The organism is Neorhizobium sp. S3-V5DH (assembly GCF_004343065.1).
Classification (GTDB): domain Bacteria; phylum Pseudomonadota; class Alphaproteobacteria; order Rhizobiales; family Rhizobiaceae; genus Neorhizobium; species Neorhizobium huautlense.
On the sequence record NZ_SMCL01000010.1, the window covers coordinates 14968 to 41124 of the forward strand.

25 protein-coding genes and 1 pseudogene are annotated in these 26157 nt (G+C 55.3%); 12 read left to right on the forward strand and 14 right to left on the reverse strand.

The genetic code is table 11. The annotated features are described in order from the left end of the window. The first annotated feature begins 184 nt into the window (after nt 1-184). The 8 genes from EDE09_RS15240 (at nt 185) to EDE09_RS15275 (ending at nt 7590) form a co-directional block, all read left to right on the forward strand. Nucleotides 185-1252 carry an aldo/keto reductase gene (locus EDE09_RS15240; RefSeq protein WP_132411409.1) on the forward strand — a complete coding sequence of 356 codons (1068 nt, stop codon included), beginning with the start codon at nt 185-187 and terminating at the stop codon, nt 1250-1252. A 127-nt stretch (nt 1253-1379) separates the two neighbouring features. Next, complete coding sequence (locus tag EDE09_RS15245) at nt 1380-2183, forward strand: sugar phosphate isomerase/epimerase family protein (RefSeq protein ID WP_165924188.1); 804 nt, start codon at nt 1380-1382, stop codon at nt 2181-2183. Between the two features lie 4 nt (nt 2184-2187). Continuing rightward, the gene (locus tag EDE09_RS15250; protein WP_132411413.1) at nt 2188-3015 is read left to right on the forward strand and encodes a shikimate dehydrogenase; all 828 of its coding nucleotides are present in this window, start codon (nt 2188-2190) and stop codon (nt 3013-3015) included. A gap of 29 nt (nt 3016-3044) precedes the next feature. Next, nucleotides 3045-3977 (forward strand): dihydrodipicolinate synthase family protein, encoded by a 933-nt coding sequence (locus EDE09_RS15255; protein ID WP_132411415.1) that lies wholly within the window; start codon nt 3045-3047, stop codon nt 3975-3977. A gap of 129 nt (nt 3978-4106) precedes the next feature. Continuing rightward, nucleotides 4107-4874, forward strand: a complete 768-nt coding sequence (locus EDE09_RS15260; protein ID WP_132411417.1) for a 2-keto-4-pentenoate hydratase — start codon at nt 4107-4109, stop codon at nt 4872-4874. A gap of 30 nt (nt 4875-4904) precedes the next feature. Beyond that, complete coding sequence (locus tag EDE09_RS15265; RefSeq protein ID WP_132411419.1) at nt 4905-5729, forward strand: sugar phosphate isomerase/epimerase family protein; 825 nt, start codon at nt 4905-4907, stop codon at nt 5727-5729. 115 nt (nt 5730-5844) lie between these two features. After that, nucleotides 5845-6651, forward strand: coding sequence for a sugar phosphate isomerase/epimerase family protein (locus EDE09_RS15270; RefSeq protein ID WP_132411421.1), 807 nt, complete (start codon nt 5845-5847; stop codon nt 6649-6651). A gap of 147 nt (nt 6652-6798) precedes the next feature. Further along, nucleotides 6799-7590 (forward strand): SDR family oxidoreductase, encoded by a 792-nt coding sequence (locus EDE09_RS15275; RefSeq protein WP_132411423.1) that lies wholly within the window; start codon nt 6799-6801, stop codon nt 7588-7590. A 169-nt stretch (nt 7591-7759) separates the two neighbouring features. Here EDE09_RS15275 and EDE09_RS15280 read toward each other — a convergent pair whose 3' ends face one another. The 5 genes from EDE09_RS15280 to EDE09_RS15300 form a co-directional block, all read right to left on the reverse strand. Further along, nucleotides 7760-8581 (reverse strand): IclR family transcriptional regulator, encoded by an 822-nt coding sequence (locus tag EDE09_RS15280; RefSeq protein WP_132411425.1) that lies wholly within the window; start codon nt 8579-8581, stop codon nt 7760-7762. Nucleotides 8582-8951: 370 nt separating this feature from the next. Further along, a complete protein-coding gene (locus tag EDE09_RS15285) occupies nt 8952-9314 on the reverse strand; it encodes a 2Fe-2S iron-sulfur cluster-binding protein (protein ID WP_132411427.1) in 363 nt (120 codons plus the stop codon). Then, on the reverse strand, nt 9311-10573 hold the full coding sequence (locus tag EDE09_RS15290) for an FAD-dependent oxidoreductase (protein WP_132411429.1): 1263 nt from the start codon (nt 10571-10573) through the stop codon (nt 9311-9313). Before EDE09_RS15290 ends, EDE09_RS15285 begins: the two co-directional genes overlap by 4 nt. Beyond that, entirely contained in the window at nt 10555-11673 is a 1119-nt protein-coding gene (locus EDE09_RS15295) for a cytochrome P450 (RefSeq protein ID WP_165924189.1), read from the reverse strand. Before EDE09_RS15295 ends, EDE09_RS15290 begins: the two co-directional genes overlap by 19 nt. Before the next feature lie 340 nt (nt 11674-12013). Continuing rightward, the gene (locus EDE09_RS15300) at nt 12014-13249 is read right to left on the reverse strand and encodes a cytochrome P450 (RefSeq protein ID WP_165924190.1); all 1236 of its coding nucleotides are present in this window, start codon (nt 13247-13249) and stop codon (nt 12014-12016) included. A gap of 402 nt (nt 13250-13651) precedes the next feature. Here EDE09_RS15300 and EDE09_RS15305 point away from each other — a divergent pair, with 402 nt between their 5' ends. Continuing rightward, nucleotides 13652-14443, forward strand: a complete 792-nt coding sequence (locus tag EDE09_RS15305) for an SDR family oxidoreductase (RefSeq protein WP_132411435.1) — start codon at nt 13652-13654, stop codon at nt 14441-14443. Between the two features lie 127 nt (nt 14444-14570). On the opposite strand, the gene EDE09_RS15310 is transcribed toward EDE09_RS15305, so the two are convergent. From EDE09_RS15310 to EDE09_RS15340, 7 genes are all read right to left on the reverse strand, one after another. Then, entirely contained in the window at nt 14571-15245 is a 675-nt protein-coding gene (locus EDE09_RS15310) for an XRE family transcriptional regulator (protein ID WP_132411438.1), read from the reverse strand. A gap of 124 nt (nt 15246-15369) precedes the next feature. After that, nucleotides 15370-16317, reverse strand: a complete 948-nt coding sequence (locus tag EDE09_RS15315) for a branched-chain amino acid ABC transporter permease (RefSeq protein ID WP_245505158.1) — start codon at nt 16315-16317, stop codon at nt 15370-15372. Between the two features lie 44 nt (nt 16318-16361). Further along, nucleotides 16362-17243, reverse strand: coding sequence for a branched-chain amino acid ABC transporter permease (locus EDE09_RS15320; RefSeq protein ID WP_207914853.1), 882 nt, complete (start codon nt 17241-17243; stop codon nt 16362-16364). 5 nt (nt 17244-17248) lie between these two features. Next, entirely contained in the window at nt 17249-17992 is a 744-nt protein-coding gene (locus tag EDE09_RS15325; protein ID WP_132411440.1) for an ABC transporter ATP-binding protein, read from the reverse strand. Then, nucleotides 17985-18752 carry an ABC transporter ATP-binding protein gene (locus EDE09_RS15330; RefSeq protein WP_245505152.1) on the reverse strand — a complete coding sequence of 256 codons (768 nt, stop codon included), beginning with the start codon at nt 18750-18752 and terminating at the stop codon, nt 17985-17987. The genes EDE09_RS15325 and EDE09_RS15330 overlap by 8 nt, the downstream gene beginning before the upstream one ends. A 116-nt stretch (nt 18753-18868) precedes the next feature. Further along, nucleotides 18869-19528, reverse strand: a complete 660-nt coding sequence (locus tag EDE09_RS15335) for a pyridoxamine 5'-phosphate oxidase family protein (protein ID WP_132411444.1) — start codon at nt 19526-19528, stop codon at nt 18869-18871. A 9-nt stretch (nt 19529-19537) separates the two neighbouring features. After that, nucleotides 19538-20620 (reverse strand): Ldh family oxidoreductase, encoded by a 1083-nt coding sequence (locus EDE09_RS15340; RefSeq protein WP_132411446.1) that lies wholly within the window; start codon nt 20618-20620, stop codon nt 19538-19540. A gap of 399 nt (nt 20621-21019) precedes the next feature. On the opposite strand from EDE09_RS15340, the gene EDE09_RS15345 reads away from it, so the two are divergent. The 3 genes from EDE09_RS15345 (at nt 21020) to EDE09_RS15355 (ending at nt 24042) form a co-directional block, all read left to right on the forward strand. Further along, complete coding sequence (locus EDE09_RS15345; protein WP_132411448.1) at nt 21020-22225, forward strand: ABC transporter substrate-binding protein; 1206 nt, start codon at nt 21020-21022, stop codon at nt 22223-22225. Nucleotides 22226-22287: 62 nt separating this feature from the next. Beyond that, nucleotides 22288-23136, forward strand: a complete 849-nt coding sequence (gene proC / locus EDE09_RS15350) for a pyrroline-5-carboxylate reductase (RefSeq protein ID WP_132411450.1) — start codon at nt 22288-22290, stop codon at nt 23134-23136. A 45-nt stretch (nt 23137-23181) separates the two neighbouring features. Next, nucleotides 23182-24042, forward strand: coding sequence for an alpha/beta hydrolase (locus EDE09_RS15355; protein WP_132411452.1), 861 nt, complete (start codon nt 23182-23184; stop codon nt 24040-24042). A 176-nt stretch (nt 24043-24218) separates the two neighbouring features. On the opposite strand, the gene EDE09_RS15360 is transcribed toward EDE09_RS15355, so the two are convergent. Together EDE09_RS15360 and trbI are read right to left on the reverse strand one after the other, a co-directional pair. Continuing rightward, nucleotides 24219-24812 carry a GNAT family protein gene (locus EDE09_RS15360; RefSeq protein ID WP_132411454.1) on the reverse strand — a complete coding sequence of 198 codons (594 nt, stop codon included), beginning with the start codon at nt 24810-24812 and terminating at the stop codon, nt 24219-24221. Between the two features lie 80 nt (nt 24813-24892). After that, nucleotides 24893-26132 (reverse strand): annotated as a pseudogene (trbI, locus tag EDE09_RS15365) (IncP-type conjugal transfer protein TrbI). Nucleotides 26133-26157 lie beyond the last annotated feature (25 nt).

Here is a 26157-nt window from a genome sequence, read left to right on the forward strand (position 1 = left end):
CCGAGACGACCATAGACAGACGTCACTCGGAACATCGACGACAGAAATCATAGGATCGGGCGGCCTCAATTCTCGCTCAACGACGGCTGAAAGGCCGACGGGTATTGCTGTGCCTACGATCTGAGATCGTGCGCGCGAACCATGGGCCAATGAGCCATCTTCAAACTGTTGAAAGGCGTCCGCCATGAGATATCGTAATCTCGGAAGAACCGGAGTTCAGGTCAGCGAGTACATGCTTGGCACCATGAGCTACGGAACGGATGGGAACACTGACGAGAAAGAGTGCATAGACATCCTGCACTGCGCTTTGGATCGCGGCATCAACTTTATCGACACCGCTGACACCTACTCCCATGGGGAGGCCGAAGAGATCGTCGGTAAAGCGATTGCAGGTCGTCGAGACAAAGTGGTGCTTGCGACCAAATTTCGTTTGACGGCCGGTGAAGGACGCAACGAGCAGGGTGCGTCGCGCTATTGGATTATGAAACAGGTCGAAAATAGCCTGCGAAGACTGAACACCGATCACATCGATCTCTACCAAATGCATCGGCCCGATCTTCAGACCGATCTTGATGAAACACTAGGTGCTCTCGACGATCTCGTGACCCAGGGCAAGGTTCGGTATATCGGCTGTTCGACGCTGCCGAGTTGGTATCTGGCAGAGGCGCAGTCCGTAAGTCGATTGAATAAGACAACGCGGTTTATCAACGAAAGCTCGCCCTACTCGATTTTTCAGCGTGCCGTGGAGAGGGAGACGCTCCCCGCCGTTCAACATTACCGGATGGGTTTCACCGCATGGAGCCCAATGAACGGCGGCTGGTTGACTGGCAAGTACAAAGCGGATGGCTCAGTGCCGTCAGGATCGAGAGCCGAGCGCGTAAAAGGACAGTGGGGACAGCACTACCCAATCCTGCAAACCCGCTTCGACATGCAACGCGAGGGCAACAGACGCAAGCTGGAACTGCTTCAAGAACTTGAGCGCGTTGCAACAGAGGCAAATGTTTCTCTTATGCACATGGCTCTGGCGTTCCCACTTGCGCACGCCGCTGTGACGTCCGTGATTTTGGGTCCTCGCACGCTGGAACAGTTCAAGAGCATGGAAGCCGGTTTTGACACGATTCTGCAGTCCGGCACGCTTGACGCGATTGACGCGCTTGTTCCGCCGGGTTCGCTCATCGAAGAAGCCGACCGTGGCTACGTTTTGCCATGGCTGGCTCCGGAGGTTCGTCGCTACCCAGGAAAGGCTTTGTAGGTAGTGCCGTGCAGGCAGCTTGGGAAGTAACAACCTTCCTCCTTCGGCGAAACCAGCAACATCCTGATGCCGCGCTCACGACCAGATGGCGGTCCAGAACCACCGATACCGAAAGACAGAGGGGCCGATGACGAACATTGTCTTCAACCACGCCACAGTGCGTGAGAGAGCAGATATGTTGACCTATCTTCGCCTCTGCTCGGAGCGGGGACTTCAGACCGTTTCCATTTGGGGAGACGAGATTGCCAAGGTTGGCGAAAAAGTCGCTCTATCTGTCTTGCAAGATTTTGGAATGACTGTCTCGGGATATAATCGAGTTGGGCCGTTGAACGCCTACTCATTTGACTTGGTTGAGGCGGAACTCGAGCGGGCGTCGAGATTTGAGGCTGACCACGTCTTCCTGTTTACCGGAGGCTTGCGAGACAATGAAAAGGACTTAGTCTCAGCAAGACGAAGGATTGAGGATACAATTGGCAAGGTCCTCGACAGCGCTCGAAAGATCGGAGTGAAACTCGCCATTGAGCCACTCCATCCCATGGTCACCGGCGACCGCAGCGTCATCTCAAGTCTCTCCCACGCAAATTCTCTATGTGAAGCGCTAGGACCAGGCATCGGAGTGGTCGTCGATGTCTATCATTGCTGGTGGGACGAGCGACTGCCAGCCGAAATCGCGCGAGCGGGCAACGCCGGCCGGCTCTTTGGGTTTCATGTCAACGACTGGCTCATCCCTACCCGTCATGTCCTGACCGATCGGGGCATGATGGGTGACGGGATCATAGACCTGCGCGGTATCCACTCGATGATGCGACGCGCCGGGTATGATGGAGCAGTTGAGGTGGAGATCTTCTCAACAGATTGGTGGTCTCGCGACCCGGCGGAGGTGATGGATATCGCGATCGATCGCTGCCGTAACCTGTTCAGTGTGGATTGAGCTCATGCGAGTCAATATCCCTAACTTAGACGGCAACTCGCGTGTCTACGCCGTGTTCGGCGATCCAATCCATCAGGTCCAAACGCCGCGCCTGATCAACCCCATCTTCGCCGCCGCTGGCGTCAACATTTACGCCGTTCCCTTCCAGATATCCGCTGAACATTTCGCGGCAGCCTGGGATATATTTTCTGCCATTCCCAATCTCTGCGGTATCAGCACCACGATCCCTCACAAGGTCGCGGCGGCCAAGAGGTGTTCAACGCTTACGCCAACGGCGAAGGCTGTAGGTGCTGTCAACTGCGTCCAGCGCGCAGAGGACGGGCAGATGCACGGTGCGCTATTCGATGGCATAGGGTTTGTTGACGGTCTTGGTGAAGCAAAGTCGCGATTGCGCGGCGCTCGTGTGCTGATTGTTGGAGCAGGTGGAGCTGGCCGCACGATCGCGTTTGCACTTGCTGAGGAAGGTGTTGCCAAGATCGATCTCATGGATCTCTCGGCAGAATCCATCGCCTTCACTGTGGCAATGGTCAACAATTTCCGTGGTGAAGAGTGCGCGGCTGCGGCAGATGGGTCGGCAGATCGGGACTACGACATCGTCATCAACGCGTCCCCGATCGGTGTCAAGGGGGATAGCGTATTTCCTATGCCGGCTTCTGCGATCCGGCCTGACATGCTCATCGCCGATATCGCCAGCTTAAGCGAGGAAACGGCATTATTACGCGCTGCGAAGGCAGCCGGCGCAACGGTGTCTGACGGCAATGACATGCTGCTCGCGCAAATTCGCCTGATGGCGGGTTTTGCGGCAGGTCTGCCGGCAGGAAGCGCGCTTTGACAATCTAAGAAACAGAGAAAGAGCACATCATGAAGATCCAAGCCCAGGGTATCGTCCCCGTCATGCTTACCCCGTTCACGCCGGATAACCGGATCGATTGGGAAGGTCTGGAGCGGCTGGTGGAGTGGTATATCGCCAATGGCGCCGACACACTCTTTGCGGTCTGCCAGTCGAGCGAGATGCAGAAGTTGTCGCTGGAAGAGCGAGTTGAGCTCTCAAAAAAAGTTGTCTCGTTTGCTGCCGGACGCGTACGGGTGATCTCGTCGGGACACATCAGCGACAGCCGCGATGACCAGCGCGCCGAACTGGTGGCGATGGCCGGAACAGGCATCGATGCGCTTATCCTGGTCAGCAACAGGCTCGACAGACGGAACGAAGGAACCGAACCATTTCGCTCCAGCCTCGATGCCATCTTACGCTGGCTGCCCGCCGACCTTGCCCTCGGTCTATACGAATGCCCAGCTCCCTATCGCCGTCTTTTGAGCGATGACGAGTTCAAACTGTGCCGCGACACCGGCCGCTTCGTAACGCTGAAGGATGTCTCGTGCGACCTCGAAACGGTCAAGCGACGCGTCGCGCTCTCCGGCGATTCCGGCTTTGCTATCGTCAACGCCAATGCAGCTATTGCCGCAGCCGCCATGCGGGCGGGTTCGAAGGGCTTCTCTGGCGTCTTCACCAACATCCACCCCGACCTCTACGCTTGGCTTTACAAACACGCTTCGGAAGACAGCGATCTGCGCCGCGAACTCGAAATCTTCCTGGCACTGGCTGCGATGGCCGAGCCGATGGGCTATCCGGGTCTTGCCAAGGTCTGGCACAAGCGCCTTGGCACCTTTGACAGCATCCATTCTCGTGTGACGGACTATGACATCGCCGAGCGACACTGGGCGGTCATGGATCTTCTGGACCATATCCAGCAGGGGACGGAGAGGTTTCGCGAGCGTATCAAGCAGGCGTCCTAAGGGTAGTGGTCGGCGCATTTTGCTCTGAGCAGCATATGTAGCCGAGCACGCCTTCGTTCAAGGCACTGGTCGTCGAACGATCGGATGCCTTGATCGTCCGGATACCGCCAAAATGACTAAGAGACGGACATGACTTCTATGGTAGCTACTCCTGACGTACATGCATTGGCTCAACAGCTATACAGCCTCCGTCGTGCCGGAAGCCAGGTAGCGACAGGCGAGCTCGTGTCCGTGCCGGTAGCGCTTCAAGATGCGATCGATGTACAGAGCCAGTTGTCGGAGCTCGAAGGGGCAGACTTCAACGCCTGGAAAGTAGCAAAATCGCCTGGCGGCGACCCCGTCGCCGCTCCGCTTCATCCCTATCTGGATAATCTTCCGCGTGCGATGCTTCCTTGGCGGAGGGGGATCAAAATCGAGGTAGAAGTTGCAGTTCAGCTCTGCGAGGCTTTGCCTGTTCGCAAGGATACTTCCTATGAACGGGCCGACATCGAGGCCGCGATTTCCAACGCTTACCTTGGCGCTGAACTGGTTTGGAGCGGCATCTCGGAAGGCGGTACCATCTCCTTCCCCGCCTTCCTGGCAGATCGCTTAGGAAACGTGGGGTACGTGCGAGGGCCAGCCCTGCCCCTAGCAGTCCTTCAGCCCGACTCGAGCAACTCTTTGAAGCTTCGGCTCAATGGCAAAATCGCCTTCGACGCTGCCGGACAACACCCGACCAAAGACCCACTTACTTGGCTCTGGGATTACGCGAACAATCACTCAAGGCCAGCAACGACGCTGAGAGCAGGCTCGATTATCACGACGGGGAGCCTCTGCGGTGCAATCGAGGTTCCCAGGCCGGGCGACGTTTCCATTCTACTAGGCAACGAAACTGCGATGCACTTCGCATTGACGTAGGCCCATCCAACATGCCCAAAGGAATCCGACATGACGCAGCCGAACGCTCCTTATACCGTCAACACCTATTCCTATACGGACCGTTACACCGCTTTGGAGTGCTTACAACATCTTTCTGATGTGGGATTTTCCAGCTTCGAGATGATGCTGATCCCAGGGCATTTCTGGCCGAGTACTTCTACAGCAGCCGAGCGCAAGGCGGTCGGAAGTCTTCTGGAAGAACGAAAAATACGCATCGAAACCCTTAACCAGCCAAATCTCGATCTTAATCTTGCAGCTGTTACTCCCGAATGCCGCGACTACTCGTGCCGTATTGTTGCCTCTGCACTGGAACTAGCGGCGGACTGGGGCGCATTTGGTGTCGTGGTCAACCCAGGAAAGTCAAATCCTGTTTTCCCGACGAGTATCGAAAAGCTCACCGAGGGTTTCCAATACTCCCTCGATATATTGGTGCCACGCGCAGCTGAACTGCAGGTCAAGCTGATCGTTAAGAACCATCCACTGTCGTGGCTATACAAGGGAGCCGACCTATTAGCCTTTTTCGATCGTTACGGATGGCCGAACGTTGGGTTGGGCTATGACCTTGCGAATGCCGCCTTCGGGCGTGACCCGGCGGTAGAGGCAATTTCGCTAATCAAGGAGCACCTCTCAGCAATCTACCTCGCGGATACGCCGCTGGACGATTTTCGTCATGATCCAATCGGAGGAGGCGAAGTGTTGTTCGAACCCGTTGCCGAGGCTCTAAAGCGCATAGGATATAACGGACCCTCAATTTTCGAAGTTGTTTCAGCTGATCCTGACAAAGCGCTTCTGGAAAGCGCAAACTATCTCAACAAACTTCGCTGGCCCGGATGATCGGGACATTCTCCCAGAACCAGCATCGTCAGACAGTCGCGGGGAGTGCGCGACGAAAATAACCGTTTTTCGGGAAAAAAATAGATGTCGCGTTTGACGCGGCCAGGAGGCACCGATGATCATCAATACTTTCTCATACCTCTGGAAGTCCACTGCAATTGAGGCAATGGCAGAACTTGCCCAGCATGGCTTCAAGGTCTTTGAAGTTCCCGTGAGCTCCCCACACTGCTGGCCGGACGAGATGTCGGCAAGTTCGCGCTCGGATGCGAGAAAGCAACTGCAGGATCACGGGGCAAGTGTCCGGTCGCTAAATGCTGGTGGATACGATATCAACCTCGCCAGCCCCGCTGCCAATATGAGGCGCAAAAGCACAGACCATATCAAGGATGTCATTCAACTTGCAGTCGATTGGGGTGTTGCCGACGTTGTGATCTCTCCAGGGACGCGGCGTCCAATGATTTCACCAACGATTCCACAGGCCCTGGGCTGGTTCTCTGAAAGTATGGACGCACTTCTGCCGGTCGCAAAGCAAGCGGGTGTGCGGTTACTTATGGAGAATACCCCATATTGCTTCAGGCCGACGATCGGAGAGTTGGTCGATCTCTTAGATGATATCGGAGATAAGGATCTCAGCATTGTCTACGACGTCGCGAACGCCGCTTACATAGGCGAGGATCCAGTTGCCAGTCTTTTGGCGCATCACTCACACATTAGTCTCGTGCATATTTCCGACACGGGTACGGACGTGTGGGGACATGATCCGATAGGCACGGGGATAGTAGATTTTGAAGCTTTGGGGCGGGCCGTGGCTTCAGTGTTCAGTGTTGATGACGTCGTCCTTGAGATCATTCGTGAAGAAGAACCTCTCCAAGAAATCAACGATGGAGTTGAGGAGCTTAAGAAAAGAGGCTGGAACATCTAGGTGTAGCCATGGCGAACCACCATTGTGTCCGGTCTAAGATCGCTGGGTTGGCCACGGCAAGCAGATCGCTTGAATCCCGCTGGATGAAGAACCACAGATCTGTTTGAGACAGATCTCATAACCGAATTTGCAACAGGAGTTGGTTCTATGAGAGTCTTGGTCAGCGGAGGAAGCCGTGGAATCGGCGCAGCTGTATGTATCCGTATTGCGCAAGCCGCAGCATCAAGAGGCGAGCGTCCTCAAATCGCAATATGCGGTCATGGGTTGTCCCAACAACAAGAGGACGTTGCACATTCGGTTCGTGCGATCGGCGGGCAGGCAATCCTTCTGTCAGGAGACGTGGGTGAGCCCGAGGTACCAGCGGCGCTTGTGGCGGCTGCGGTGGCGGAATTTGGCGGTCTGGACGGACTGGTAGCCAATTCTGGGATTGCGAGCCCCGGGAGCCTATCCGAGTTGTCGGTTGCTGATTGGGATCACATGCTTGCCGTCAACCTTCGGGGTCCTTGGTTGCTCGCAAAAAGCTGCTATCCCTATCTAAAGGAGAGCCGCGGTGCCGCGTGTTTCGTCTCCTCGATGTCAGGCCAGCTGCCTCACGCTGGATCAGGCGCCTACAGTCCCGCCAAGGCCGCGCTGACCATGTTGGCGCAGACGCTTGCGCTGGAATGGGCGGCAGACGGCATACGGGTAAATGTTATATCGCCCGGCATGACGCGCACTCCAATGACTGAAAAAATGTATGCCAATGCGACATTGAAAAAGGCGAGAGAAGACATCATCCCGCTCTCCAGGATTGGCGAGCCCGAGGATGTCGCCAACGCCATCGAGTTCTTGATGGGACCCAATGCGGCGTTTGTGACTGGCCAGGATCTCTGCGTGGATGGGGGCTTTTCTAAGTCTATCCTCAGCCATATTCCAGGAAGGCCCAGCTCGCAGAGCTAGCGTCCACGCTGCCTACGCCGTCAAACCTGAGCGTCAAGCTAGTGGCCTTGCAGAGTCATCTTCGTGCCAGAGCATATGCAGGCCACCTGAGCGGCAGATGCTCGCCTCGTGCAGGAACCCGTTAGATTGTCCGGTCGTGGGGCTGTGATACTTTCAGTGCCAGACGCGCTCAGCCGTTTGCAACACTGTCGCGCTTATTGCCATTAACCAGATTAACGACCTGCCGTGCGGGCCAAAGCTCGGCAATTTCAACAGCTATCGCGTCGAGAACGGGGGCGAACTCTTCCATCCGCTCTCGCGTGAGCCGAGCTGCCGGTCCCGCGATGCTTATAACTCCGACGGCGGCGCGATCCCGCCCCACCAAAATTGCTTGGGCCATCGCACTTGTGCCGAGTTCGCCCTCCTCTATCGACACCCCGTAGCCACGCTTCCGGGTGACCTCAAGCTCGGCCCGAAGGCTGGCCTCGTCGTGAGCTATAGGCCTTCCGCTGCCCACCGTAGTTTTGAAGCCTTTGGAGTTGACGAGCGCTACGGCCACCTCTTCATCCAAAGTTACCAGCCAAGCCTTACCTACCGAAGTTGAGTGAAGGTCTACCGGATTTCCGAGGTAGGGGTCATATCGAAGCGGAGAAGAAGATCCTTGCGCCTTCGCGATCCACAGCAATCCGTCATCATGCACGACCGCAAGACGGACCAGTTCTCCAGTATGTCTAGCGAGCCGATCAAGGGAGGGCTGGCAGATATCTGAAGTGCCAGAGGCACTGAGGAAGCGAAGGCCGACCGCTGCTAGTTTCACCGTCATGCAGTAACGCTGGCTCATCTCATCTTGAACGACAAAGCCCCGTTGGCAGAGGGAGTTAAGCAGCCGATGGGCAGCGCTTTTCGGCATGTCGAGCTGCTGAGCGATCTCACTCAGTTTCATGCCTGCAGGCTTATCAGCGAGCAGCTCGATTATTTCCATGACGCGATCGACAAAATCACCAAGTGGCATGAGGTCCTCGAGTGGTGGTGAGACATCTAATCATAGCCCACGATCTTCAATGTCAATGGCTATTTGAAGATGGCTGCAGCTTTAGAAACACCACACGTGGCAGACTGACTCTTGAGAGGTCAGGTCGCTGACAATATCTTCGGCATTATTAAAATTCGTGGAAAGCTCTCGTGAGTGTGTCTGCACTCCTGAAGAAGACCCGACCCCCAGTTATTTCACTCCTCACATGATCGCGATCCCGAAACCAGCCGTCCCACCAGCATCCTCTTTCATGGCCCCGCAGCAATGATCGGGAACGACACGCGCGCCGTTGCGAGTCGACCAGACACCCGCTGATACCCTTACGGCGAGCTGTCACAGCTGAACCGCGTTAGCTATCTTCAGGTGCCAACTCGACCTCGGCTTCACCGAGCACTGACAGGTCCAACACCTGACAGGACAATCGTGATCGATCCGGGTCGAAGGCATCGCTACCCTCTAAGAGTTCTTCTTCGTCCTCGCTGCGCTCACCGAGCTTGGTGGCAATCTCCGGGTCGAGGTGGACATGACAGGTTGCGCATGCGGCCACGCCTCCACACGAGGCCAGAACGGGCAAGCCATGATCCCTTAACGCCTCCATCAAAGACTGGCCTTGTTGCCATTCGACATCGTGGTAAGCACCTTCTCGATCCTTGACCCTGATATGGCCGGACTGTGCCCGGCTGTCCGTAGCCTGTGCGTGCGTGGCATTCATTTGACTGATCCTTCTTGAAGATGTCCGTGGGTTTCATCGAACGCGGTGACAGCGTCAGTCAGCTTGATGTCCGGCTCTACGGCCTTCTCGATCTCCAATATCGCGCGAGACGCGATGAGCTTCTTGCCGATCATGAAGTCTTTGAGCGTCCCGACGTTGTCGATAGCAATAAGACGATTTTCCTTGAGATAGAGCACCGCGAAACGGCCAGACTCCACGCTGCCGCGAACAACTGCTTGATCGTGCCCATGCAAGAGGCCCGCCGTTTGCAAACGCACCCCATACTGTGTTGTCCAGAACCAAGGCACCTCGTGCTTGACTGATCGGTTTCCCAGAATATCGTCGGCGACGGCGATCGCCTGGGCGCTCGCGTTTTGAACGCTTTCCAGCCTAAGTGATCCCGTCCCCTCCTCGTTTGGAGAACGCGCAACGTCACCGATTGCGTACACATCTGGATCTTCAGTCCGAAACTGTGCGTTCACCAGAACGCCGTCCTCACAGGCTAACCCACTCGCCCTCGCGATTTCATCGTTAGGCTGCACACCTATACCGACAACCACAAGGTCAGCCGGATGTACCGAGCCATCTTGTGCGATCACTCGCTCGACGCCGTCTGCGCCCTGCAGCTCGGCGACGCCTGTTTGCAAGAGAATCTTCACGTTGTGCAACCGGTGCAGATACTCGAAATGGCGGGAAACATGCTCTCCCGTCACACGCTTCATAAGGCGATCCTGCGCTTCAATTATCGTGACATCTCGCTCGGCCGCAGCTGCAGCCGCCGCAACTTCGAGCCCGATGTAACCTCCCCCGATCACGACGACGCGCATGGATTGGGAGATCGCACGATGTATGTCCAGTGCGTCAGCCAATGTCCGCAGCATGTAGACACCATTTAGCGATGCACCTGGCACCGGTAGCTTGCGCGCTCGTGCGCCGGTCGCCATAACCACCCGGCTGTAAGGTATCTGACGCCCATCGGCGAGTTCAACATTCCGCAAGCGGCGATTGATACTCGTCGCGACGCATCCGCGCATGAGATCTATCCCCTGCTCGGCGTAAAATTCGTCCTTGTACAATTTAACAATGGCATCCGGGCCCTCTTTAAGCATTTCCTTCGATAGAGGCGGTCGCTCGTAGGGAAAGGCCTCATCCTGATCAAGGAGAACGACGTTGGGCGCGGGCGTTGCAGTCCGTAGAGCTGCAGCAAGCCGGACACCAGCATGTCCGGCACCAATTATGACTACTGGTGAACTGGGCATAACGCACTTTCATTTAGCGGTTTGATATCGATGCGAAGGGTTTCGGGGCCGTTGATCATGCTATTGCCCTTGAGAAACACGAGGTCGCGGTCTGGGTCGAAGGTCACTTGTTTGAGCTTCTGGCCAAAGAGCCGCGAGAGGGTACGCATTTCGAGCCGTGCGAGCGGTGCCCCGAGACATCCGTGGATCCCGTAACCGAAGCCGAAATGGTCAGTAGCATCACGATCAATATTGAATGTATCGCCGTCGAGCCAGACCAAGTGATCGCGATTTGCGGATGCGATCATGAGCCGAACGAGGGTATGGCGAGGGGCAAGATACCCACCTATTTCGGCATCCTCTGTTGTTCGTCTAACAGAGCGATGGGTCGGCCCACGCATTCGAACGAGTTCTTCTACGAAGCGGCGCGGGGCATCCGGATCTACTCGAAGTTTCTCCAGAAGGAGGGGGTTATGTTGGAGCTCCAGAAAACTACTGGCTATCAAACGGGTACTTGTCTCAAAGCCGGCGATGAACACGAACGCGCAAAGTTCGGTTGCCTCTTTTTCCGATATGGTACCGTCATCTAGCCACGCTCTTGCCAGCGATCCGCCAACGGACGAGCTTCCTTCTTTGTGCAAGCGACGCAAGTGCCCGTTCACATATTGGAAAAATTCGCGGGCGTCTTTTTCGTCGTTTTCGCTGCCGGGCGCGTTCCTTGCCAAGCGCGCGAAATACACAAAGGTTTGCTCACACCAGTGATTCACCTGGTGAAAGTCATGAACCGGAAGCCCGACAAGGTTGCTGATTGTCGTCAATGTGAGCGGACGCGCCAGCGAACTGACCACCTCTCCGCCGCCTGCGCCGATCATGTCGTCGAGCAGCTTCGATGCAGTCTCCCGCACCTGGCCTTCCACGGACGCAACGACTTTCGGCGTAAATGCAGAGGCGACTACTTGTCTTAAGCGCGCATGATCTGGATTATCCATGGCGGTGATGAATGCGAGTTCCCGATTATCCGTGACCTGGGACTGAAACAGTTTCGGTTTGCGCAGTGCAGCCCGAACGTCGTCGTGACGTGTCACGATCCAAACATCCAGCTCTCCGTGCTTCACGCGCATAACGGGAGCATTTTCCCGTAGCCATGCATAATGTGCGTAGGGCTCTCCCTGCGCTCCGTCTGCATCGATCAGCCGATAGGGTGCAAGACCTTTCGGCCAGTTAAGCTCGTGAGAGTACGGCGGGAGCGGGACGTTTATCGATTCGAAAGGAGTAGACATCTTGTTTCTGAGCTTCCTTATCAGCGACAAATACATCCACAGCCGAGATGCGACCGCCTTAGAAGGTGGTCCTGAGGAACGAGCAATCCGGTGATCGTGAACTCTTTCACCCCAGCATGCGGGATGACTTTTGAAGGATCCGCCATATCAGCACCCCAGTTTGGTTCAGGCCATTCGGCTCCTAAGCGGCAGCACTCTGGTCTAACGGCGTGATCCTGACGTGCATCGACGATAGGCCCGTGAACTGGAACGTGCCTCCGGTGTAAGGAACGATTGGAATTTCCTTTGCCACTTCGACTTTGGAAACGAGGTTCGCTAGGGAGGTGTACACGATACGCGCCTCAGACCTGGCAAGCCACATTCCCAAGCATGTGTGGACACCATAACCAAAGCCGAGGTGCCCAGTCGGATCGCGGTCCATGTCGAACGTATCCCCGTTAGGGAATTTCGCGTCATCTCTGTTTGCGGAGCCGGAGAGTAGTTTAACCTGGGAATTTGCGGGTATGCGGAAGCCCGCTACCTCAACGTCTTCGGTTGTGATCCTTGCAAGCATCTGGGGCGCGGATCGGTGGCGGGCTAGTTCTTCCACGAAACGGGCGACATCGTCAGGATTCTTGCGCAACCTCTCGAGAAGGTGGGGCTGCTCCGCCAACGTCAGAAAACCGTTAGAAATCAAAATGGCGGTTGTATCGAACCCCGCAAGAAACATGAAGACCAGGAAGTGTAAGGTGTCCTCTTCGCTGATGAGCCCTTGCTCAATCTGATCCGCGAAAGCTGCAACAATCGTTCCGTTCTTGGCCCTGCGGGCTTCTTCCAGCTTCCCACGCAGGAATTCGATCAGTTCCAAAAATCCTTCTTCGTCACCGTCGCAACCTGGAGCGTGACGCGCCACTCTGCCCTGGAAAAAGACTGTTTTCACTGCCAGCTCGCGCAGCCGTTCGAAGTCTGTAAGAGGAAATCCCAGAAAGGCACAGATGGTCCCCATCGTCATTTGTTCGGAGAACTCACGGCATATGTCACCGCCTCCACGCGCCAATATCGGGAGAAAGTATTTATCGAACGTTGCCTGTAAATTTTCCTGGAAGACCGAGATTGCCTTTGGCGTGAACGCCGAGGCGACCAGCTTGCGCATCCGCGTATGTTCCGGAGCATCCATGATGGTGATGAACCGAAACTTGTGCTGCTTAACAACTGCAGACGAGAAACGCTTGAAATCGCGCAGCCCATTCTGAACGTCTGCAAACCGCGCGACAAGATAAAGATCACCTTGAGGCACACTTGCCTTCACTACGGGCGCACTCTCTCGCATGAATTTGAAATAAGCAAATGGATCCGCCTGAATTGTGAGGCTATGAGGGTCATATGGACCCAGCGCTTCTGGCCAATCGATGTCTAAAACGTCTGGGACTTCGCGCATTCCTTTGATCCTTCTTATTCCGTGATTGAGTAGGTCCTCGCAGCGCCGACTCGACTTGTAGCACGTTCGGTACGCGATAGAACAGTGTTCCATCAGTCTCACGGCTGCAGCTTGATGTCAACAAAATTGCGATTACAGTCCCTCATGTCCTGAAGTCGCTAGTCGTCGAAATGCCATCTGGCGCTTGCGATCCGGTCGCCAGTCCTCGGTAGTTGCATGGTCCTGTTCCCGCATCGTGCCGCCTGCTAGTTGGGCAAGGCGGCGCCGTTTGTTCGGTTATGGAAGGAGAGGGAAACGAGGGCGCTACACCCGACATCGGCAGATTAATAATCCCTAGAACTGTGTTGCGTTTTGGAAATGAATTCCATAAATGGAAAGGGACGGTCAAAATGGAGGCAAATGATGAGAGCTTTGGTAAGTGGCGGAAGTCGTGGAATTGGCGCGGCGGTGTGTATCCGCATTGCCGAAACCGCAGCATCAAGAGGTGAACGTGCACAAATCGCTGTTTGTGGATACGGCGCGTCCGAAGGACAGGATGAAGTTGCAAGCGCGGTACGCGCGTTAGGCAGCGAAGCCATTGTATTGTCTGGCGACCTTGGCGACGTTGAAGTGGCGCCGAGGTTGGTGGAAACAACGGTGTCTGCGTTTGGAGGGTTAGATGCTCTGGTAGCAAATGCGGGTACCGCAAGCCCAGCAAATATCTGTGATCTTTCGGTCGCCGACTGGGACCGGATGTTCGAGGTCAACCTTCGCGGGGCGTGGCTATTAGCCAAATACTCATACCCGCATTTGAAGCAGACCCGAGGCGCAGCATGCTTCACATCTTCGATGTCTGGCCAACTGCCTCATGCAGGTTCGGGCGCCTATAGTCCAACCAAAGCCGCTCTAACGATGCTTGCGCAAACTCTTGCTTTAGAGTGGGCGCCGGATGGCATTCGCTCGAACGTGGTGTCCCCGGGAATGACCCATACGCCAATGACCGAAAAGATGTACGCGGATCCAGAGATCAAGAAGGCAAGGGAGGGCTTGATCCCGCTTTCGAGGATCGGCGAGCCGCGAGACATCGCGAATGCGATTGAGTTCCTAATCAGCCCGCTTGCGAGTTACATCACCGGTCAAGACCTCTGCGTGGACGGTGGATTCTCAAAGTCAATTCTAAGCCATATTCCGGGGCGTCCGAGCTCAAGGGCGTAACCTCCTAAAAGCTCGGCAGCGGTTCATAGACGAGCGAGTTTGATCGAAGAAGCAAGCTGTTGTCGCCGTGGGGGTGGGAGGCGGGTTTTACTATATTTCGCAGCAGCCAAGTGGCTGTGAAACTCCTCTACTTCGAACTGGCGACACGGACTTGAGGACTGGTCTCTTCAGACAGATGCCACCAATCGACGTGGTTTGAGGAAGATCTGGAAAGATCCGTCGGGCGTACTACCGTCATCAACACGTGTGCCTCGCCGAAACCTACATTCTCGGCGCGGTGCGGAATCCCTGAATTAATATAGATCCCGTCGCCAGGCCGGAGATGATGACTTTCTTTACCAACTATGAAACGGATCTCACCTGAAAGCACAAAGCAGTGTTCCTGTCCGGGATGAGATACCAGCGTTTTCATTGCGTTTTCGGCGGGGAAGACCAGGTGGAAGACTTCCATCGTGTCGAGAGGCTGCGCACCGGCTAGCAAACGATATTTATATCCTGTGCCCTCAACCAGCGAAAACGCGCTGTCTGATGCTCGGTGGTGCACCTCAATTTCTGTAGCTTTCGCACTCGGCACAGCATCTGCGAAAAGCTCGTAGGTATCTATCTTCAGTGCGCCAGCAATCGAAATAATATTTGCAAGCGAACTGGATGTTTGCCCTCTTTCGAGTTTCGAGATGAAGCCCTCTGAAAGCCCTGTGGCCTGAGCTAGAGCCGTGAGTGTGACATGCTTTGAGTTTCGGACAGCCCGAATTCGACGCCCTATATCGCGAGCCGCTGCTTCAACATCGTCCTGACTCTGCAATGTATGATCCTTTGCCTTCTATTTTCGCAGTTGCCTAAACCTAGCGCATTTTCATAGCAAGACAAAATATGTCGTGTAGTGCAAATTTGGTGTAGTGCTTTAGACAAAAGCTCTCCACTGCCGCTCACAGAGGCTTGCGTATTTTGCGAGAGATCAAACCTACAATACCCTCACGAAACAGCATAACGCAGATTATGAAGACTGCACCCTGAACGATCGTCACCCACGCACCCAGGGATGCCAGGTAGTTCTGCATTGAGACGATGGCGATAGCGCCTAGGAAGGGCCCAAAAATCGTTCCCATTCCTCCGATGAGACTCATCAGGATGACCTCTCCTGACATTGACCAGTGGACATCGGTGAGGGATGCCAGCTGGAACACAATCGCTTTCATGCTGCCGGCCAGACCAGCCAAGGAGGCTGAGAGAACAAATACCAACAGCTTGTACTTGTTGGTCTGATATCCGAGGGAAATAGCTCGAGCCTCATTATCTCTGATGGCCTTCAAAGTCTGACCAAATGGGGAGTGGATGATCCTGTAGATCAGGACCAGCGCAACAATGAAGGCGGTGCTCACGGTAGCATACATCGCCGTGTCACTGCCCAGGTCAATGAAGCCAAAGAGATAACCTCTGGGGATATTTTGGAGACCATCTTCACCGCCTGTGAATTCTGCCTGCAAGCAAAAGAAAAAAATCATCTGCGCAAGCGCAAGCGTGATCATCGAAAAATAGATACCTCGCCTACTTATCGAGATAAGCCCGAAAATGAGACCCAGAAGTGCAGCAGCGGATGTCCCGGTCACGATCGCTAGTTCGGGTGGCAAAGCCATTGCCTTCGCGGCATAGCCGGTCACGTAACTTGCCGATCCAAAATACGCAGCATGTCCAAAGGACAACATTCCACCGTACCCGAGCAATAGGTTGAAGGCGCAAGCGAACAGCGCGAAACATAGCACCTTCATAAGGAATACGGGGTAGATGAAGGTTGGCGCGATGATGAGCACGCAGATAGCAGCGATGAGCAACGCGCCATGGAATTTCCGCGTCGAGAAGCCGGTCTCAGCGTCCATCTTTCCGGCCTTCATTTCGTTTGGGAGAATATCGTAAGGTGTCATTAGATTTCCTTCCCAAAGAGGCCAGCGGGTTTCAGCATCAGAATAAAGATCATGACAACAAAAATTACGATCGAGGATGCTTCTGGATAGAAAACCTTAGTCAGGCCTTCGACCAAGCCGAGCGCGTAGCCCGTCATGACGGATCCAAGGATAGAACCCATCCCGCCGATAACGACCACGGCAAACACGATGATGATGAGGTCTCCACCCATATTGGGATTCACGGAGAAGATCGGAGCAGCAAGAACACCAGCGAAACCGGCTAGAGCGACACCCAATCCATAGGTGGCGGTAATTAAGAGTGGAACGTTGATGCCGAACGCGCCCACCAATTCTGGATTTTCGGTCGCTGCACGCAGGTATGATCCAAGCTTGGTACGATCGATCAACAGCCAGACCGCGAGACAAACGACCAGCGAGACAACGATTACCCAGAGGCGATAGTAAGGAACGAACATGAAACCAAGGTTTGCACCTCCGGTGAGTTGGGCTGGAACGGCATAACTCAGGCCCGAGGAGCCGAATTGGTTGCGGAACAGCCCTTGCACGACCAAAGCGATACCGAACGTCAGCAACAGCCCATACAGATGATCAAGCTTATACAGTTTGCTGATGAGTACGCGCTCACAAATGACACCGAAAGCGCCGACAAGGATTGGAGCGAGCAATATAGCCCACCAGTAGCCTACACCAACACGGTTTAGTAGGAGCCATGCCACGAATGCGCCCATCATATACTGCGCGCCGTGAGCAAAATTTATGAGCCGCAGTAGACCAAATATGATTGCCAGCCCGAGGCTCAGGACTGCGTAGAACGAGCCGTTGATGAGTCCCAAGAGCAATTGACCAAGCAGTGCCTGGATCGATATTCCGAACATCATCTCGCTTAGACCCCCAAGTACGATTGAATCTTCTCGAGCTGCGAATCGACGTCAATACTAGCAATTAGGTCTACAATTCGGCCTTGCTCGATGATCAAATGACGGTCCGCGACAGATTGTGCAAATCGGAAATTTTGCTCGACAAGAACAATGGTGAAGCCTTGTTTCTTCAATGCTTTGATTGTTGAGCCAATTTGCTGCACAATGACTGGAGCTAATCCTTCTGTCGGCTCGTCGAGGAGCAAAAAGTTTGACCCCGTTCGCAGTATCCTCGCCATGGCAAGCATTTGCTGCTCTCCCCCAGACAGTCGGGTTCCGCCGCTTTGAGAGCGCTCCCTCAGATTCGGAAACGTTGTGTAGATCTGCTCGATGGTCATCCCGCCAGCTTTGATCGCGGGGGGTAACATAAGGTTCTCGTGTACAGAAAGGCTCGCGAATATACCCCGCTCTTCTGGTACGTAGCCGACCCCTAGCCGTGCAATGGCTCTTGGGGGAAGCGATATCGTTTCCGTCTCCTCGAAGCGTATCGACCCGCTCCTCTTGCCGATCATACCCATAATGGATCGCAGGGTCGTTGTTTTGCCAGCGCCGTTGCGGCCTAGCAGCGTGATCACCTCGCCAGGCATTACGTCAAAGTCTATCCCGTGAAGAACGTGGCTTTCGCCATACCAAGCATTGACGTCATTCAGCTGCAGGATGGGTTTGGACAGCGGCGCGTTAGTGGCGCTCGATCGCGCAAAGTCATGCATGGCCTGCTCCAATATACGCTTCGATGACGCGGGGATCTTTGGAGACAGCGGCGTAATCGCCTTCGGCGAGGATCGCCCCTCGTGCAAGAACCGTTATCCGATCGGAAAGGCTGGCGACCACCGACAGATTGTGTTCGACCATTAGGATCGTGCGGGTCTTTGAAATTGTGCGGATGAGCTGCTCAATCCGGTCCACATCCTCGTGCCCCATACCTGCCATAGGTTCGTCGAGCAGGAGAAGTTCCGGGTCAAGCGCCAGAGTTGTTGCCAATTCTAGAGAGCGCTTGCGGCCGTATGATAACTCCCCCGCACGCGTTGATGCCAAATCAGTCAAATCAACCGATGCCAGTAGCCCATACGCCTCCTCATTATAGGCATTGAGCGATCGATCGGATCGCCAGAAGTCGAAGGAATCTCCGCGCTTGCGACGCTGCAGGGCAATTCGAACGTTCTCTAGAGCCGTCAGTTCGGGGAAAACGGCCGAGATTTGGAAGGATCTAACAAGCCCGCATCTTGCAACGTCGGCAGGTGGCTTTTTTGTTACGTCCTGGCCATTGAACTCAATGGTTCCCGAAGTAGGCTTGAGAAACCTGGTTAAGAGGTTGAAGCAAGTCGTCTTTCCTGCCCCGTTCGGTCCGATCAGTGCGTGGATTGAGCCGCGTCGAACGCTGAGGTCAACATTGTTCACGGCCACGTACCCATTGAAGTCGATGGTGAGCCCACGGGTCGTCAAAATATCGTCAGATCTGGTCTCGCTCACTATTGCCTCGCGGTGTATTGTTCCATGCAGCCGCCCGCCTAAGCGGACGGCAAAGAGCATAACCTCCTTCGATCGGGCTGCTCGGCTTAAAAAGCTTTAGCCGCCAGGCTCATCGATTAGGTCCCGGGTCTTTTGTAGTTCTTTGCATAGTCCGGCGTAGCGATACCGTCCGGAAGGCGCGGGCAGCTTTCTGGAGCGCCAGCAGTCAGCGTAAGCGGGATCCGGCCAGCCCAAAGATCGAGCTCGTAGTCCCCCTCGACGTCCAAGACGCCAACGTCACGGATCTTGGCCGAAACCTCGTCGATCGGGAATTTGAGAAACAGCGTCGCAGCCATTTCCTTTGGCTTCGGCTTCCGCACAACATGGCCGGGGATGATGTCCTCGACCAAGGCTGCGATCAGGGGCTCCTTCACCTCTGGATCGTTGATGATCTCAGCAGTCGAGAAAATCATGACCGACCGGTAGTCCATTGAGCATCCGAAACCCGAACGCCCTGCCACGATTGAGTCCACGAGCGTGATCGTGATGCAGGCCGGCGAGCGGTCTTTCAACGACTTCAGGAGGTAGTTGTTCTGGCTGCCATGAATGTAGACTGCCTCATCGATCCGGAAGATCGAAGTGGGAATGACTCTTGGTATTCCGTCAGCGATGAAGCCGACATGAGCGACAAGAGCCTCATCGATGATGGCGTGGACTTTCTGCCTGTCATAGGTCCCGCGGTCTGGTCGTAGCCGCAGTTTTGTGGTGTCGGTTGGGGTGTAGGATGTGTCTGACATGTAATCACCTCATGCAGATTGCTTGGCTAGGACGTGATCGCCTTCATAGGCCTGCAGATTAATCTTCTTGACTCCGCTCTTCAGTGACTGAAGATTTTCATAAAGAGAGCGTGGGACCATGACGCCCTCCTCAGCTGTGCGTTCCCGCGCCTGATAGCGGCGATCGGACGGCAGCCGTGTGCCCTCTTGCTCAAGGATAGCGCTGAAAAGCAACTCACCATGCGCCAGCTGTGCAGCCCGATCACCACCTTCGACGCAACGTGCCGGATCGATGGCGATGATGAGTTCACCACCGCAGGGAGCCCCAGTTCCAGCCTTGTCGTCCTCGCCGGATTCGAAACTCAACTTGTCCCCTACGAGCGGACCCGCAAGCAGCTCAACCATCAATGCAATGGAAGAACCTTTCACGCCCCCGAATGGCAGCTGTGCACCAGCCAGCGCTTCGCGAGGGTCGGTTGTCGGCTTGCCATCGGGACCAATAGCCCAACCTTCTTCTAGCGGCTTGCCGTCGCGCAGGCGGATCTGGATCTCGCCCCGGGCGCTAGCGCTCGCTGCCTGATCGAAGACCAATGGGTATTTACCCGGGCGGGGCCAAGAGAAAGCCATGGGGTTGGTGCCAAAGAGTGGCTTCGTTCCGCCTGCCGGCGCAACATAAGGAGCAGCAGAAACGAAGGCGAACGAGCAAAGGCCTTCTTCGGCAAGGCGCTCTGTTTCAGGCCAAAGCGCCGACACACTAAGCGCATTATTGATCGCGAGCACTGCGACGCCCTGAGATTTCGCGCGTTCGATCAACGGGGCGTACCCTCGCTCGAGAGCCAGCGGCGAGAAGCCACGTTTTGCATCTATGCGAATGACGCCAGGGGCGAGATCAGAGATGGTTGGCTCGGCCGTGCCGGACGCATGGCCCGCAAGCAAAGAGTTCACGTAAAAGGAAATGCGGAAAAGTCCGTGATGCCGGCACTCGTCGCGCTCAGCAGCGGTTACGGTGTTCGCGATGGCGTTAGCGTGGTTTTCACTGAACCCCTGAACGAGGAGAAGTTCTTTGGTGGTGTCAAAAACCTCGTCGATAGTCATGCGGATAGCGTCGTTCATCGACCTGTGCCTTTCTCAAGCGTAGATGCGCTGGTTCGTCCGCCGCACGGCGAGGCGCGGTCGGCACAAAACCAATTACAAAATGAGATCTTCCCTATGGGCGATGCAGGAATTTCCTGCCTCTATGTTCCCCGAGGTCTTTTTGCCCCATGAGCCCAGAACTACCACGGACTTGCATGACATGCAACATATATTTGCTTGAAGTGCAAATTTTAGGGCATCTTAGCAAGCAAACTTGATTATAAGGCCCGTATACCCCTGAACCTTCCCCATTTTCTGTCTGTTTCTAAAGCATTTTGTGCCGATGACTACCTTTTAGGCGTCTTTTGGTAAAATGATATTGCATACCATGCAAAATCTGTCATGACTTATGGCGTCACAATAAAAGGGGTTCCTTACATGAACACACAGATGACGTGCCTCGCCGCTTTCGGAGCTGTTGCGAGCCTATGTTTTTCCATGACAACCAGTGCATACGCTGCCGATGCCGTCAAAATTGGCGTCCTGAATGATATGTCCGGCGTCTACGCGGATTTAGCAGGTCCTGGCTCAGTAGAAGCCGCGAAAATGGCGATCGAAGACTTCGGAGGAAAAGTCCTGGGTCAGAACGTCGAGCTCGTGTTCGCAGACCATCAGAACAAGGCAGACATTGGGGCGGGTATTGCTCGTCGTTGGTTCGACGAAGGCGTCGACGTCGCGGTAGACTTCTCTAATTCGTCCGTCGGTTTCGCGGTTCAGTCGCTTGCCAAGGACAAGAACAAGCTTGCCTTGATCACCGCTGCGTCTTCCGATTTCACTGGGAAAGCATGCACATCCACGTCGGCGCAGTGGGTCTACACGAGCAGGACAAACGGCTACGGACTTGCTCAGGTCCTTAGCGGCGAGGGCCTGGACAGCTGGTATCTCGTCACAGTCGACTACGCATTCGGTCATGCTTTCGCGAATGAGATGCGCAAAGCTGTCGAGCAGGCGGGCGGGAAGGTGCTGGGCGAATCCCGCTATCCGCTGGGAACTGCCGATATGAGCTCCTTCCTTTTGAACGCTCAAGCAACGAACCCGAAAGTGGTCGCGTTTTCTGCTGCTGGCACAGATGTCGCTACGGCTGTGAAGCAGGCGAAGGAGTACGGGATCGATCAGGCATCGACCATCGCTACGCCTTCGGTCTTTCTTTCTGACGTCCATGCAATGGGCTTGGAGACGGCCCAGGGTCTCAAATTTATCGCCGCTTTTTATTGGGACTATGACGACAAGACGCGAGAGTTTGCGGAGCGCTTCCTCAAACGTCGGGGTTCGATGCCGGGCATGACACATGCCGGCGTTTATTCCGCTGTCCTGCACTACCTCAAGGCAGTTGAAGCCGCTGGCAGCAAGGACTCCGAAAAGGTCATGGCCAAGATGAAGGAATTGCCTGTCGAGGACATGTTCTCCCGGAATGGGAAGCTTAGGGAAGACGGGCAGATGGTCCACGACATGTATCTCGTTGAGGTGAAGAAGCCTTCTGAGTCGACCAAAGCGTGGGACTACCTGAAGGTCATCAAGACCGTACCTGGTGACGAAATCTTTCAGTCCTTGGCTGAAAGCGCGTGCCCGCTCTTGAAGAAGTGACCCCTCAAACCGGCAGAGTTGCGCGCTTCAGCGCGCAGCTCTCGCAGCCAAGGAATACTAGCATGTGTGAAAACATCTCCAGCCTGAATGTCAGGTCATTCGAGCGCCCGATTGTTTTGGTGGGAGCAGGCAAGATGGGCGCGTCGCTGCTCAGCGGTTGGTTGGCCGCCGGGTTGGATCCTAATCTAACGCATGTCGTGGAGCCGAGCCCTTCACAGGCTCTTCTCGAACTTTCGCAGGACCGCGGCTGCGCTGTAACGGCGAGTTGGCCCAACGTTAAAAATCCTTTCGTCATACTCGCGGTGAAGCCGCAGGTGATTGAGGCAGTATTGGCGGACATATCTCCCGAGGTGTTCAAGGGGGCCCTAGTGCTGTCTGTGATGGCTGGGATACCGATTGCGGCTCTCAAATCAATGGTCCCTTTGGCGGAAGAAGTTGTTCGCGCCATGCCAAACCTTCCGGCGTCGATCGGGAAAGGTGCAACAGCGGTTGTGGCAGAAGAACTGTCGTCTGAGAGCCAGAATATCGTCCATCACCTACTGAGCGTTTCGGGACATGTGGAGTGGCTGGAAAATGAAAGTTTGATCGACGTTGCGACCGCGGTGTCTGGATCTGGACCCGCATACTTCCTCTATCTAGTCGAATGTCTCGCCCATGCGGGTGTAGCACACGGTCTGCGACCAGATGTTGCGGAGCGGCTTGCCGAAGCAACTTTGTCAGGGACCGGAGAGCTGCTCGCACAGGCCAAGCGTCCTGCAGGCGCCCTCAGGCGTGATGTGACATCGCCCGGGGGCACAACCGAGGCTGGCCTCGAAGTACTCTTTGAAAACGAGGCTCTGGCAAAGCTGGTCTCGGGAGTCGTTGATGCCGCAGCCGCGAGATCCCGCAAGCTCTCTCTCGGTAGAACGTAGCGCGCACCGCAATCCCCCGACAGATTACAAAGAAGAGATACAACAATGTCTGAAATTATGGTTCTTAATAATCCCGACTATTCAAACCAGCGTGCAGTGCCCAACTACGAAGAATATTTTTCCCGTTGGCGCTTGAAGAGCAAGGATTTTAGGCAGTCCTCACCCAGCTTCCTGGACGTGCCTTATGGCAACGGCTGGAGGCAAACGTCGGACATTTTCCCACAACCGCTAGGCGGAAAAGCGCCAGTCGTTGTCTTCATCCATGGCGGTTGGTGGTACTTTCTCGATAAAAGAGATCACTCGTTCCTCGTTCAGCCATATCATGAAGGAGGGTGCGTGTGCGTGTGCGTCACGTATCCCCTAGCACCCGCGGCGACCATATCCGAAATAGTAGCCAGCGTCAGGAGTTCGTTACTGTGGGTCTACCGAAACATCGAACGGTTCGGTGGTGACCCGGATCGCATTCATATTGCGGGGCACTCTGCGGGTGGGCACCTGACAGCGATGATGATGGCAACCGACTGGAGTGCGTTCAACGCTCCAACCACGCTGGTCAAATCTGGTTGTGCAGTTAGCGGCCTCTTCGATCTTCAAGAGCTCGTTTCAGCTCCACATAATGCGAACATCAGGATGTTGCCCGAAGAGGCACGGCAAAACAGTCCCGTCCACCTCATCCCTGTCGCAGCCAGTCCGCTCATTGTGTCCGTTGGCCGAGCGGAAACTGCTGGTTTCGTGCGCCAGCACACTGCTTTCGTCGATGCATGGCAATCCGAGAGGCGGCCTCTCTTGGACGCTTCCCTGGACGGCGAGAACCACTTTAGCGTCATCGAGAAGTTTGGCGATAGCAGCAGCGAGCTGTTCGAAGTGTTTTGGGAGCAAATAAACGGAGCAGCTGCTGGCCGCTGACGACGAGGAGGTTGGGATCTGCGGCGGCAAAATATGATCATTTTTCGCCGGTCAGGCTCACTCGGCGGGACGAATCTATTTGGTTCACGACCTGCAGCTGCTGGCTGCTGGCCATAAACGCGAACTCGCCGAAAAGAGAGTCTAAACACTATGTGGGCCCGACCGAACTTCTCGAATTATGGTCTTGGCTTTTCCAATTGCCACATCAAGTTGGCTTTGACCGCGGGCCATTCAGACGCGATTATTGAGTAAACTGCCGTATCGCGAGTGGTGCCATTTTCCATCATCATATTCGAGCGGAGCACCCCATCAAGCTTGGCGCCAAGTCGCTCGATCGCTCGGCGACTTTGAATGTTCATGAAATGTGTCCTGAATTCCACGCATATGCATTCCAGTTTCTCAAAGGCGTGCTGCAATAGAAGCAGTTTACATTCTGTATTGAGTGGTGACCTCTGAACAGACTGGCGAAACCACGTAGACCCGATCTCAAGCCTTCTGTTCGCAGCGTCGATGTTCATATAGGTAGTCATTCCAACTGCTTTGCCACTTGGCCGATCAATAATGGCAAACGGGAGCATTGAACCGATTGTGCGGAGCCCAAGCCGTCTTTCAATTTCGGCTTCGATATGTTCTGGCTTTGGTATTTTTGTGTACCAAAGGCGATGCAACTCGCCGTCGCCGGCGGCTTCAACTAGGTCGTCATGATGCTCCATTGTAAGCGGAACAACGGATGCGAAATTGCCTTCTGCCGTAAACAGATCGGGCCACATTGATACTACTCCAAAATTCGCCTCGATGGTAATACGTTAGTTTTCTTGCTAAATCCTGCTAAACTGAAATCGTAAGCTTCTCAACGATACTGGTTTGGAAACACGATGTCCTGATCTACGAGGACATTAAATTTGTGGCCAGGGCGGATTTGAAGCGTCGGCTGCACGTCCATATTGGGTTGGATCGTGCGGTCAGCGACGCGACCGAAAATCTCGGCAAAACTCCGTCTCGCAGCGTCAGTTGCCGTATCCTGCGTCGCAAGCGTCGAACTCTGCGGCACAGCCATGTCGATGCCGGTCCCGATCAGCGCGATCATGACCGCCGAGCCAAAGGTTTTTGAGATCGTGGTTGTTCACCCTGTCATTGAAGCCGCCGTAACCTTCCGCATCCGTGCCGGCCATGCCGCCGATTTGCAACGTCGAGCCGTTCGGGAAGATGATGTCTGACCAGACGACGAGCACGCGGCTCTGGCCGAACGACACCTTGCTATCGTAACGCCCGAACAGTTTCGTGCCTTGCGGGATCAACAGGCGATGGCCGGTCGCACTGTCGTAGACGTTCTGACTCACCTGCGCGGTGATCCGTCCCGGGAGGTCGGAATTGATGCCTGATATCAATGTGACCGGAATGACTGAGCCGCGTTTCAGTTCGTACAGGGACTGCTGCGGCATGACGCGGTTCGGAAGATCGCCGAGATCCATGAGATCGGTATTGAAGAAGTCTTCATTGGAGTTCTGTCCGTTTGGATCGACGTTCTGTCCGCGCAGACCGGCGCGCAAGGCCGCAGAGTAAAGGTCGGACGCGTTTCCGTTCGTGGCGGCTGTCGTCGTCATCCGGGCCGCGGCGGTGTCATCTTTTTCCGACCGTGCACCCAGCTTGCCGCGATTGATGGCAAGCGGCGCGTCATAGGCGGAGTCTCGCGCCTGCATCCGGGCCATCCGCTGACGGTGCTGCTCGCGCAGAATCTTTTCCTGTTGCTCACGGGCGAGACGCGCGCGCCACACTTCCTCCGGCTCCAGCTCAGATCCGCGATGTTCCGGCCTCGTTTCAGGGTGGGGCGCAAAGGGATTGGCGGCCTTGTCTTCCGCCTGTTTCGTCTCGACCGGCGTCGGCTGGAACGTCGTTTGCTGCTGTGGCTCGCCAATAATGCCGTCGGTGACGCCCCGCTTGATCTGGTCGGCATAGGTCGAGGCCGGGTTGCCCGAACTGGTGTCCGGGCCGCTGTCGCCGGCGAAATAAAGGCCGCGGGAAGCGAGTCCAAGAAAGGCGACGAACAGCACGATCACGACGATGACCGGCACGCGGTTCACCGGCTTGATCCCTAATGTAGCCTGAACTCAAGCA